Consider the following 11,008-nt stretch of genomic DNA (forward strand, 5'->3'; position numbering starts at 1 on the left):
TTTAAACCATAACAGGAGTGGATTCGGTGGCGAAAATTGTTGTCGTAACATCAGGCAAAGGTGGCGTAGGCAAAACTACGACAAGCGCATCTTTTGCAACAGGTTTAGCCCTACGTGGTCACAAAACTGTTGTGATCGATTTTGACGTAGGTTTACGTAACCTTGATTTGATCATGGGTTGTGAACGCCGCGTTGTGTATGATTTTGTCAATGTATTAAATAACGAAGCTCGATTACAACAAGCGCTTATCCGCGATAAAGATATCGAGAATTTATATATTTTACCTGCGTCGCAAACCCGTGATAAAGATGCCTTAACTGATGAAGGCGTAGCACGTGTCATGGATGAGTTGTCACAAGAGTTTGACTACATTATTTGTGACTCACCTGCAGGTATCGAACGCGGTGCAATTTTAGCAATGTACCATGCCGATGAAGCGATTATTGTGACCAACCCTGAAATTTCATCTGTACGTGACTCTGACCGTATTATTGGTATGCTCGACAGCAAAACCAAAAAAGTTGAAATGAATGAAGGTCGTATTCGTAAACACTTGTGTATCACACGCTTCAACCCTGAACGTGCCGATAAACAAGAAATGTTAACCATTGACGACATTTCTAAAGATATTTTACGTGTGCCAACTTTGGGAGTGATTCCTGAGTGTAAGAGTGTTTTACAAGCATCTAACGAAGGTAAACCAGTGATTCTCTTTACTGAAGAAGCAGCAGGCCAAGCCTATGATGACCTTGTGGCACGTTTCTTAGGTGAAGAACGTCCTTACCGTCATATTACGGTGAAGCCTAAAGGCTGGTTAGCACGACTATTTGGAGCGTAGACATGGCAGGATTTTGGAGTAAGCTTTTTAGTAATGATGAAAAACCGTCTAGTGCTCAAACCGCAAAAGATCGTTTGAAAGTCATCGTAGCGTCTGAAAGCGGTTTAGGTAAACGTCTTAGCCAAGACAAAATCGACCAAATGAAGAAAGAAATCATGCAAGTGGTGAATCGCTATGTTCGCGGTGTAGATGAACAGCACATTCAAATGGCTGTCCGTTCTGAAGCGAATATTGAAATGCTTGAAATGAATATCAATTTGCCTGAAGAACGTTAATCTGATTTTTGATTAGTCAAGCAAATTGAATCAAGGCAGAATATGCGCAGATACAAGAAAGTATTTTCTTTGTCTCCCATATTTTGCCTTTTTTAATGATTAAACCAGCAAGGAGATTGCTATGGCATTATCTCAGCCAGCAACGTTCAATGAAGAATGGTCAGATGAGCGTGTATTTGCCTACTTAACTCAGCTTCCTCCTGAAGGTGTGAATGGCGACTTTCATGTGTTGTACCATGCCTTTAAACACATGCGCCCAAGTGATTATGAGCGTCTGCTCACCCAATTTAAAACGGATGGTCGCGACATTAATGCCACCAATCCAGAAGGTCAGCGTATCCAAGACGTAATTGCCGCTTATCCACGTCAAGCAGCTCCCTTCTTAGAGGTTTTGGCTAAGTTTGCTTAAATACACAAAATGCTGATTTTTAAATGCCAGTTCAATGCAATGAACTGGTATTTTTATCCCTGTAAGAACCACATCCAAAGTGGAAAAGTCAGACCAAAACAAATCGTTTGTAAACTAATGATTGCTGCCATAAGCTGACTATCCCCTTGAAAGTATTTGGTCAGGACATAGGCGGCTGACGCCGTTGGCAACGAGAAGAATACCACAATAATCATGGTTTCAAATGAGGCTATACCCATTAAACGACAGCCAATATAAGCCAAAATAGGCACAAGAACTAAGCGCCCGAAAGTATTTAAAATCAAAGCACGCCCAGCATGTCTCAAAGCCTTAAACTGTAATGCTGCGCCGACACACAACAAACCAAGCGGAAGGCTCATTCCCGCCACCAGTTTTAGGGATTGATTAATGCTCTCAGGCAGTCGTATCCCTGAGAAATTGAAGATAATCCCCACAATACAGCCTAAAATTAGTGGATTCTTCGCAACCGACCATGCAATGTTTTTATAAGACAACCCCTGCCCTTGAGAAAAACTCAGTACCGACAGTACATTCACCAAAGGAATAACAAAAGCAATGATCATAGCAAAGACTTGCATGCCTGCCGCACCAAAAATCAAAGCCATACTGGTCAAGCCAATATAGGTATTGAAACGAATGTGACTTTGCAAATACACACCGAACTGAGCAACAGGAAAATGGCAAATCGCTTTAAGTACCCACAGTATGAAACTCATCAGTAGAGTCACTGCAAAAACTACAGCCAATGCAGGCAAGACTTGTCCGATATCAAAATGAACTGTAGCTAGACTCGTAAAAAGCAGCACAGGAAATAGTATCCAATAGTTTAATCGCTCAGCACCTTGCCAAAATTCCACCGTTAAAAAGCGATAACGCTTTAATACATATCCCATTGCGATCAGGACCACCAATGGAATTAATGCATCAATAATTTGCATGACTATGCCTAAACTGAATGATTAAGAAAAAGCCTGCAATCCGCAGGCTTTCTTTTTTAAACTAAAATTTCTCGCTTACCGTTCGCACCTTGCGCACTCACAATCCCATTTTCTTCCATTTGGTCGACAATCCGTGCGGCACGGTTATAGCCCAAACTAAACTTACGTTGTAGCGAGGACACCGAAACCTTACGTGTTTCCAATACAAAGGATACGCACTGGTCATAAAGTGCATCACGGTTTGGATCGCCATCACCATCTTCAAAGCCACGAGAACTTGGCTCTTCATCAAATGGCGTTAAGATTTCATCAACATAGTTTGGCGAGCCGCGTTCACGCCAAGCATCGCAGATGCGGTTGACTTCGTCATCGGCAATAAAGGCACCATGTACACGTTCAGGTTCAATTTTACCCGGGCCTAAGAACAACATATCACCATGACCCAGTAGGTCTTCCGCCCCACCAGCATCCAAAATCGTGCGTGAGTCAATTTTTGAGTTCACACGTAAAGCCACACGTGTTGGGATATTAGCTTTAATCAGACCTGTAATTACATCGACCGATGGACGCTGCGTTGCAAGTAACAAATGAATGCCTGCGGCACGTGACTTTTGTGCCAAACGCGTAATCATTTCTTCAGCTTTCTTACCGACCTGCATAATCATATCGGCAAATTCATCCGCCACAATCACAATCGATGGTAATGGAGTCAAACGTGGTGCACGCTCACCTGCAACCGAATCACTGGCTTTCCAAGTCGGATCAATCAGCTCTTCACCATTGGCAATCGCTTCTTCCACTTTTCGGTTATAGTCCGCAAGCTTACGAATTTTTAGGAAAGACATCAGCTTATAACGGCGTTCCATTTCATTCACACACCAGTTCAATGCACTGACCGCATCTTTCATATCAGTCACAACTGGGGTGAGCAAATGTGGAATATCGTTATAGTTAGCAAGTTCTAACTGTTTCGGGTCAATCAAAATTAAACGTAACTCATTCGGCGTATATTTCAACAACATCGATAAAATCATCGAGTTCACTGCCACCGATTTACCTGAACCTGTGGTGCCTGCAACCAGCATATGCGGGGCTTTACCTAAGTCAGCAATGACAGGATTACCCGAAATATCTTTGCCCATTGCCATCGAAAGAATGCTATTCGGATCGGTAAAAGCAGGAATAGTCAACAACTCGATTAAACGCACCATTTCACGTGTGCTATTCGGCACTTCAATCCCGATATACGGTTTACCTGGAATGACTTCAACCACGCGTACAGATGCCATGGACATTGAACGTGCCAGATCTCGTGAGATATTGGTAACTTTAGAGGCTTTCACACCTGGTGCTAAATCCAACTCAAAACGAGTTACCACAGGCCCCGGCTGTGCTTCGACTACTTTAGCCTTGACATTAAATTCTTGTAGCTTAATTTCAAGCAATTCAGATAACCGAGCTAGCTGTTCCGCAGTGAAATTGACTTTTTTATTGAGGTCAACTTCATCCAGTAAATCCAGTCCTGGCAGCGGTGATAAATCACGACGACGCTCTGCTACTTGCATGGACAAAGACATTGGACGGCCTGATGCATCCGTCAGTGGCGCGTCAAAATCGAAGTCGTCTTCTTCTTGCGGTTTTCCAGCAGTGTCCTGCCATGCTTCAATAAACGCTTCTTTGGACAAAACTTCTTTGGCTACAGCCGCTGTAGCACTTGTGCTTACGGTATTGTGATGCTGAATAGGTGCTTGTACAAAAGCAGATGACTGCGCATAACTACTGCTGGTGCGTACATCTGAAGTAGCTACTTTCTGCTCCGACCAATCTTCAGCAAGGAATTCGTCTAAATCATCCAACTCATCGAGCTGTGCTTTTGCAATTCCACTCGGCGCTGGTTGTAATGCAACGGGACTTGCAGCAACACTTGAGTTTACAACCTCGGCTACCGCAATTGGATCTTCAACCACATGTAAATGAGACACAGGTTCAGGCGTATTGAATGGACTGTGGACATCTGTTGCTGTTTTGCCATTGGGTACGGCAGCAAGCAGCTCGTCAAAGATTTCATCATCATCCCAATCGACATTTTTCTTCTGTGCAGGGGCATCGTCTTGGAAATAATGAGGATCAGCAATTGGCGCTGTATGATCTTGCACCACTGCTTGAAAATGTTGTTCTGGGCTAAATGGGCGATCTTCTTCGGCAGCACGAAGTAAAGCATCAATATCATTTTTATGACGTTGATCTTCACCTGAGTTTAATGCACGCCACACTTCTCCTGTCGCTACCACGCGCTGACTGTCTTGTTCTAATTGGTGCGCTTTTTCTATAGTCCGCTCAAGTTCTGCTTCATCATCCACATCCACCTGTTGTTCTTGAACACGTTGCTCTTTGGCCACCATGTCATTAAACAAATGCTCTGCTGAATAGTCGCGCTGTGGTGCTTTAACTGATGCCTCTTGCACGGCTGGTGCCTCGACCAATTCGGTCTCTTCAACACTCTTTTTCGGTGCCGTTGCAATCACTTCTTTTTTCACACTTGGCGTCGTGCGATCAAAGGCAGACTCGCTTTCAGGCACATTACGGTAAAATAAATCTTGTAAATACGCAGGAGTTGCTTTGAGGGTCGCGAAAGTACGGTTCCATTTGATACCGAAAGCCAAGGTCAATAAGACCACGGTAAACACGACCAAAAATAAGGTTGCACCGTAAATGGTTAAAATCTGCGACAAACTTTGTCCCAGTTCATAACCAATAATGCCGCCAGAGGCATTGTCTAAAGTGTCCGCTGGAACTTGCCAAAACAAGAACAGTAAGCTGGCGGTTGCAAGCAAAATAAAGAATTGTGCAGCATAACGAAATGGGCGGTTTAAAAAACTATGCGGCCACCAGACTTGAATGGCTTCAATGAACAAAAACATAGGAATAAGTAGACTTGCCCAGCCTAAAAAACCGAACAGTAAGTCAGCAATCCACGCCCCAGCAACGCCACTGGCATTCGAGACTTGCAAGGTATCACTCGATATATGCATCCAGCCCGGATCAAATGGGGTATAGGTCACGGTAGCAAGGAACAAATAAATGCCAAACGAGACTAAAAATAATGTCATTAATAAGCGCTGTGCATAAGCACCCGACACCTCAGTCATATACTGTCCTGTAACAAATTCTTCATTAATGTTTTTGTTCGAAACCTAAAGCAAAAGTTTCACAATAAACGTCATATTATGCACCTCTTCTTTATAAAAAGATGCACTATTCTTAAATGCTTTATGTATAGCGAGCAGATGATTTTTCCACTTTTTCCCGCTCTACACCGCATATTTCTTCTATATAGCTCAAATCGATTTGATTGATCAATAATATCGACATTGAACTCACACAACTGTTATAGAGTTTCACGTATAATTCCACAAATTTCTAAATAAAAAAAGGATTCTACGTATGAGCGCTCGTCACTCACGTTTGATTATTCTCGGTTCAGGCCCTGCGGGTTACAGCGCTGCGGTATATGCTGCGCGTGCCAACTTAAAGCCGACATTGATTGCGGGTATCCAACTCGGTGGTCAGCTAACGACAACGACTGAAGTCGATAACTGGCCGGGTGACCCTGAAGGCTTAACAGGTCCTGCACTGATGGAACGTATGCAAGCGCATGCTGAACGCTTTGGTACTGAAATCATCTACGATCATATCAATGAAGTCGATCTTTCTGTACGTCCCTTTGTACTCAAAGGCGACATGGATGAGTTCACTTGTGATGCACTGATTATTGCCACAGGTGCGACCGCTCAGTACTTAGGTCTTGAATCTGAAGCTGCTTTTATGGGTCAAGGCGTAAGCGCATGTGCAACTTGTGATGGTTTCTTCTACAAAAACCAAAAAGTCATGGTTGTGGGTGGAGGCAATACTGCCGTTGAAGAGGCGCTGTATTTGTCTAACATTGCATCGCATGTGACTTTGGTTCACCGTCGTGATTCATTGCGTTCTGAAAAGATTCTTCAAGATCATTTATTTGAGAAAGAAAAAGAAGGCAAAATCAGCATCATTTGGAACCATCAAGTAGATGAGGTTTTAGGTGACAACACAGGTGTAACCGCAGTTCGCTTAAAATCAACTCAAGACGAATCTACACAAGAAATTGATGTTCAAGGTTTGTTTGTTGCCATTGGCCATAAACCAAACAGTGCAATGTTTGATGGTCAATTGAACTTACGTGATGGCTATATCCAAGTCCAAAGCGGTACATCTGGTAACGCGACTGCCGCTTCTGTCGCAGGTGTATTCGCAGCAGGTGATATTGCTGATAGCGTTTATCGTCAAGCGATCACTTCAGCAGGTTCTGGCTGTATGGCTGCGCTAGATGCAGAAAAGTATTTGGATGCTTTAGGCGAATAATCTGAGCCTTGAAAAAGACCGCCTTCCATAGGCGGTTTTTTTATGTATGATCTTAAAGTCATTTTTTTTCATATATACACACCACTATGCAGCAGTTACCACCTTCTGAGTATATCTTTCCCGATCCGCTTGAAGTTGACCCCGAGGGTGAAGGCTTAATTTGTATCGGTGCAGACCTCTCCCCTTCTACCCTGTTTGAAGCCTACAGCCATGGTTTGTTTCCATGGTTCTCAACAGGCGAGCCCATCTGCTGGTGGTGCCCCGAGCCACGTTGCATCATCCGTCCGCAGGATTATCAGCCCAGTAAAACTCTCATTCGGAGTATGAAAAAGCAAGATTATCGCATCACCATCAATCAGGCTTTTGAACGAGTGATCCGTGCCTGCTCACTACCTCGCAGCTATGCTGATGACACGTGGATCAGCGAAGACATTATTGATGGCTACTGTGCAATGTTTGATGCAGGTTATGGCTATAGTGTTGAAGTATGGGATCAAACACGCTTGGTTGGTGGACTATACGGCGTCAGCATTGGACACGGCTGTTTTGGGGAGTCCATGTTCAGTACCGAAACGGATGTCTCAAAAATGGCATTTTATACGCTGATGTTGATTGGACGTGAAAATAAGCTGCCTTGGATCGACTGCCAATTGGTCAATGATCATCTGTTAAGCCTTGGTGCTTGTACACTTTCTCGGCAAACCTACTTAAAATCGTTACAAGATGTTGTAAATCAACCCGCTATCGATTGGAAAATGTATCAGGACGGTGTATTTTCAAGTAAAACAATAGCGCAAAATGCGCGACTGACTGAATAAAGAATAATAGAGGGATTTATCATGAATTCGTATCACCCGAAGTCCCTACTGAATGATTTACAGTATTACATCACGCCACCGCATGACTGTAGCTATCTAGAAAAAAAGTCAGCTCGGATGGTATTTCTCGATCCAGCACATCGTATGGATGTCGTCACGCTGTCTGAACTTTCTAGGGTGGGTTTTCGCCGGAGTGGTGATTTTGTCTACCGCCCAGAGTGTCATCTATGTCGACAGTGCCTATCTAGCCGCGTACCTGTGCGCGAATTTAAAATGAACAGCAGTCAAAAAAAAGCATGGAAACGCAATCAAGATCTCACTTTAAAAATTACCCGCACTGCAGACGCCACCCAAAAACATTATGACTTATATGAGCGTTATATTTTTAAACGCCATGCCGATGGAGACATGTTCCCGCCTAGCCGTGATCAATTTGATAAATTCCTCGTGCATAGCTGTACTGAGAGCTTTTTCTTAGAGCTCTGGAAACAAGACCAGCTCATCTGTGTTTCGACCTGCGATCCTCTAGATGATGGTTTATCTGCGGTTTATACGTTTTTTGATCCCGATGAAAACAAACGCTCACTAGGGACTTTCGCCATTTTAAAACAAATCGAGCTCGCCAAAGCACGCGCTTTACAGTTTGTGTATTTGGGCTATTGGGTGCCGCACTCAGAAAAAATGAACTATAAATCGCAGTATTTACCGCTAGAATTGTTGATTGATGGTCAGTGGCGCAGACTCAATCATAGTCTGAGCAGCGAGGAAGTACAGCAACTGGGAAACTCCTTAATGACCACCCTACCTTCGGGGTGGAATAACGCCATTATTAAATAATGGCGTTATACAGAAGCTCGACTTTTCTCTTATTTAAATAACTCGGAAAAGTCATCACTACACGATTTCACCATAATAATGGCATGCTCACGGCCACCATCTGGTTTAGGATAATAGTTTTTACGCAAATCAATTTGATGAAAACCGGACTTTTCATACAAGGCAATGGCCGCCTGATTGCTCTCACGGACTTCTAAGAACACTTGTATTGGGTTGTTTTTGAGTTGTGCCAGTGAGGCATCTAATAACTTATAACCCAACCCCTTACCTTGCTGGCTTGGATGAATGGCCATCAACAATAAATTGGCCTCATCAAGAACGGGCTGGAGGATACAAAAGCCTACCACCTGCCCTGCCTGTTCAATCACGGTACTGTGATAAGACTGCATGGACTCTTGGAACTGTTGTAGGCTCCAAGGATGGGTTTGAACTAAATTTTCAATCTGCGCAACTTGGCTTAAGTCCGCAGCTTGCATTAAACGAATCATCTTCGTTTATCTTTCTAAAATGTGGAGGTCACAGTATAAAAAATTTGTGCTAAAAACCGAACAAAAAAAAAGAGCGATTTACATCGCTCAAAGAGCCAAAACTGCTTAAAAACCTAATTTTAGCTTCCACTTCTCAAGTAAAGCGTCGGTGTCGTGATGATTAGGATGAAAATCTGGTTTAAAGTACATGATCATTTCACGTGCCATCCCTGTAATAATTCCTTTCGATGGACTATATGCATAGGTATAAATATCTTTCAGCGCAGCCCTGTTCAATTGTTTATCTTGCTTTAATAACCGAAACACAAAATACGACTGCACGCAGAATAAAATGGCCATGGCTGCAACCAGTGATCCCGTTCGTAGTAGATAGGATTTGATTCCCTTTCCAAAAACTCCTTCAAATACATCATAAGCCACAGCTTTGTGCTCATTTTCTTCAATAGCATGCCATAACCACATGGTTTTCATGGTTTCATCGCTCATCAGCTCTTGAATGTGGTTATTGACCAACAACTGAGAGGCAATAGTTGCAGTAAAATGTTCCAGCGCGGTGGTTACTGTTAAATCCACCATCTCTTGTGTAATACCCACAGGCTTGCCTAGAAAAGCAAACACTTTACGTGTGGTTTGAATTGCACGGTCGGTATAGCGGTCAAGTGTTGCAACATCGTGCCCATACTTTTGCGCAGACGCATTAAAACCTTCATGTTCTTGCGTATGCATCGCTTCTTGACCAATAAAGGCTGAAATTTCTTTTTGTAATTCGGCATTATCTTTAATCGAGGGATGCTGTCTGACCACACGAACACTGTCGATAAAAAACATTTCACCTGCTGGAAAGAGTGCCGATAGCGCGGTCATAAAATGGGTCAGCCCAGCTGAACCATTCATCCAATATTCAGGTACGCTTTCAAACTCAAAGTTCATCCGACGTACAGGGAAACTCGCACCCGCACGGTTGGTGATTTTTACCTTCGCATTCATCATTCTGCTCCTATGAATATCCTGAAGACATCCACTGCTTATAGTTGTTTTCGTCTTTTTATCTTACGTGATTGGGCTCCGCCCATAAGTGCAGTTAGGGTCAGCAAAATATCAGTTTAGGACAGTTTTCAGGGTGGATTGTTAGACAATTTAGTGTGCGTAAATTTCTACGGTATTTTTAGGATGAAGACTAAAGCATGCTGTATCTTGCCCTAAAATAATCACTTAATTGCTAAGATGAATAAATAAAAAAAGCGCCCCAAAGGAGCGCTTTTTTTCACACAATCAGATGATTATGCAGTTACTTTAGCAACTACACCAGCACCAACTGTACGACCACCTTCACGGATCGCAAAACGTAGACCTGGGTCCATTGCGATTGGGTGGATTAATTCTACTGACATTTCTACGTTGTCACCAGGCATAACCATTTCAACGCCATCTTGTAATTTGATCGCGCCAGTTACGTCAGTTGTACGGAAGTAGAACTGTGGACGGTAACCGTTAAGGAATGGAGTGTGACGACCACCTTCTTCTTTAGAAAGTACGTATACTTCTGCATCGAATTTAGTGTGCGGCTTGATTGCACCTGGTTTAGCAAGTACTTGACCACGTTGTACGTCTTCACGCTTAGTACCACGTAGAAGAACACCACAGTTCTCGCCCGCACGGCCTTCGTCTAGAAGTTTACGGAACATTTCTACGCCAGTTACAGTTGTTTTAACTGTATCTTTGATACCAACGATTTCAACTTCTTCGCCTACTTTCACAATACCAGTTTCTACACGGCCAGTTACTACTGTACCACGACCAGAAATAGAGAATACGTCTTCGATTGGCATTAAGAATGCTTGGTCGATTGCACGTACTGGCTCTGGAATGTAAGTGTCAAGTGCGTCAACAAGCGCAACAACTGCTTCTTCGCCATACTTACCAGCGTCACCGTTAAGTGCAAGAAGAGCTGAACCACGGATAACTGGAGTGTCATCACCTGGGAA

The 11,008-nt window shown here is 43.3% G+C and carries 11 protein-coding genes; 6 read left to right on the forward strand and 5 right to left on the reverse strand.

Going from position 1 to position 11,008, the window contains the following annotated elements:
- The first annotated feature begins 26 nt into the window (after window positions 1-26).
- The 3 genes from minD to ACF8FD_RS07690 all read left to right on the forward strand — a co-directional run bounded on the left by minD (window position 27) and on the right by ACF8FD_RS07690 (window position 1,523).
- The gene (minD, locus tag ACF8FD_RS07680; protein WP_010326008.1) at window positions 27-839 is read left to right on the forward strand and encodes a septum site-determining protein MinD; all 813 of its coding nucleotides are present in this window, start codon (window positions 27-29) and stop codon (window positions 837-839) included.
- Window positions 840-841: 2 nt separating this feature from the next.
- Window positions 842-1,114 carry a cell division topological specificity factor MinE gene (minE, locus tag ACF8FD_RS07685; RefSeq protein WP_004694905.1) on the forward strand — a complete coding sequence of 91 codons (273 nt, stop codon included), beginning with the start codon at window positions 842-844 and terminating at the stop codon, window positions 1,112-1,114.
- Between the two features lie 121 nt (window positions 1,115-1,235).
- Window positions 1,236-1,523 (forward strand): PA4642 family protein, encoded by a 288-nt coding sequence (locus ACF8FD_RS07690; RefSeq protein ID WP_392453311.1) that lies wholly within the window; start codon window positions 1,236-1,238, stop codon window positions 1,521-1,523.
- A gap of 53 nt (window positions 1,524-1,576) precedes the next feature.
- Here the strand turns inward: ACF8FD_RS07690 and ACF8FD_RS07695 are convergent, their stop codons facing one another.
- Together ACF8FD_RS07695 and ACF8FD_RS07700 are read right to left on the reverse strand one after the other, a co-directional pair.
- A complete protein-coding gene (locus tag ACF8FD_RS07695) occupies window positions 1,577-2,482 on the reverse strand; it encodes an AEC family transporter (RefSeq protein ID WP_392453312.1) in 906 nt (301 codons plus the stop codon).
- Window positions 2,483-2,538: 56 nt separating this feature from the next.
- The gene (locus ACF8FD_RS07700) at window positions 2,539-5,631 is read right to left on the reverse strand and encodes a DNA translocase FtsK (RefSeq protein ID WP_392453313.1); all 3,093 of its coding nucleotides are present in this window, start codon (window positions 5,629-5,631) and stop codon (window positions 2,539-2,541) included.
- Between the two features lie 295 nt (window positions 5,632-5,926).
- Here ACF8FD_RS07700 and trxB point away from each other — a divergent pair, with 295 nt between their 5' ends.
- From trxB to ACF8FD_RS07715, 3 genes are all read left to right on the forward strand, one after another.
- The gene (gene trxB / locus ACF8FD_RS07705) at window positions 5,927-6,880 is read left to right on the forward strand and encodes a thioredoxin-disulfide reductase (RefSeq protein ID WP_062034248.1); all 954 of its coding nucleotides are present in this window, start codon (window positions 5,927-5,929) and stop codon (window positions 6,878-6,880) included.
- 86 nt (window positions 6,881-6,966) lie between these two features.
- Window positions 6,967-7,698 carry a leucyl/phenylalanyl-tRNA--protein transferase gene (aat, locus tag ACF8FD_RS07710; RefSeq protein WP_010326005.1) on the forward strand — a complete coding sequence of 244 codons (732 nt, stop codon included), beginning with the start codon at window positions 6,967-6,969 and terminating at the stop codon, window positions 7,696-7,698.
- Between the two features lie 21 nt (window positions 7,699-7,719).
- Window positions 7,720-8,535 carry an arginyltransferase gene (locus ACF8FD_RS07715; protein WP_178927773.1) on the forward strand — a complete coding sequence of 272 codons (816 nt, stop codon included), beginning with the start codon at window positions 7,720-7,722 and terminating at the stop codon, window positions 8,533-8,535.
- Between the two features lie 29 nt (window positions 8,536-8,564).
- On the opposite strand, the gene rimI is transcribed toward ACF8FD_RS07715, so the two are convergent.
- From rimI to ACF8FD_RS07730, 3 genes are all read right to left on the reverse strand, one after another.
- A complete protein-coding gene (gene rimI, locus ACF8FD_RS07720; RefSeq protein WP_234303989.1) occupies window positions 8,565-9,023 on the reverse strand; it encodes a ribosomal protein S18-alanine N-acetyltransferase in 459 nt (152 codons plus the stop codon).
- Window positions 9,024-9,128: 105 nt separating this feature from the next.
- Complete coding sequence (locus ACF8FD_RS07725) at window positions 9,129-10,010, reverse strand: metal-dependent hydrolase (protein WP_392453315.1); 882 nt, start codon at window positions 10,008-10,010, stop codon at window positions 9,129-9,131.
- A gap of 293 nt (window positions 10,011-10,303) precedes the next feature.
- The coding region (locus tag ACF8FD_RS07730) for an EF-Tu/IF-2/RF-3 family GTPase (RefSeq protein WP_392453314.1) at window positions 10,304-11,008 on the reverse strand (705 nt) is incomplete at its 5' end.

Origin of the sequence: Acinetobacter sp. TYF_19 (assembly GCF_043105125.1) — a bacterium.
Lineage (GTDB): Bacteria > Pseudomonadota > Gammaproteobacteria > Pseudomonadales > Moraxellaceae > Acinetobacter > Acinetobacter johnsonii.

Bases quoted from the DNA above. Each gene is read 5' to 3' on its own strand.
- rimI (WP_234303989.1), bottom strand. From the start codon at position 9,023: ATGATTCGTTTAATGCAAGCTGCGGACTTAAGCCAAGTTGCGCAGATT.
- minE (WP_004694905.1), top strand. From the start codon at position 842: ATGGCAGGATTTTGGAGTAAGCTTTTTAGTAATGATGAAAAACCGTCT.
- ACF8FD_RS07700 (WP_392453313.1), bottom strand. From the start codon at position 5,631: ATGACTGAGGTGTCGGGTGCTTATGCACAGCGCTTATTAATGACATTA.
- trxB (WP_062034248.1), top strand. From the start codon at position 5,927: ATGAGCGCTCGTCACTCACGTTTGATTATTCTCGGTTCAGGCCCTGCG.
- ACF8FD_RS07695 (WP_392453312.1), bottom strand. From the start codon at position 2,482: ATGCAAATTATTGATGCATTAATTCCATTGGTGGTCCTGATCGCAATG.
- aat (WP_010326005.1), top strand. From the start codon at position 6,967: ATGCAGCAGTTACCACCTTCTGAGTATATCTTTCCCGATCCGCTTGAA.
- ACF8FD_RS07715 (WP_178927773.1), top strand. From the start codon at position 7,720: ATGAATTCGTATCACCCGAAGTCCCTACTGAATGATTTACAGTATTAC.
- ACF8FD_RS07690 (WP_392453311.1), top strand. From the start codon at position 1,236: ATGGCATTATCTCAGCCAGCAACGTTCAATGAAGAATGGTCAGATGAG.
- ACF8FD_RS07725 (WP_392453315.1), bottom strand. From the start codon at position 10,010: ATGAATGCGAAGGTAAAAATCACCAACCGTGCGGGTGCGAGTTTCCCT.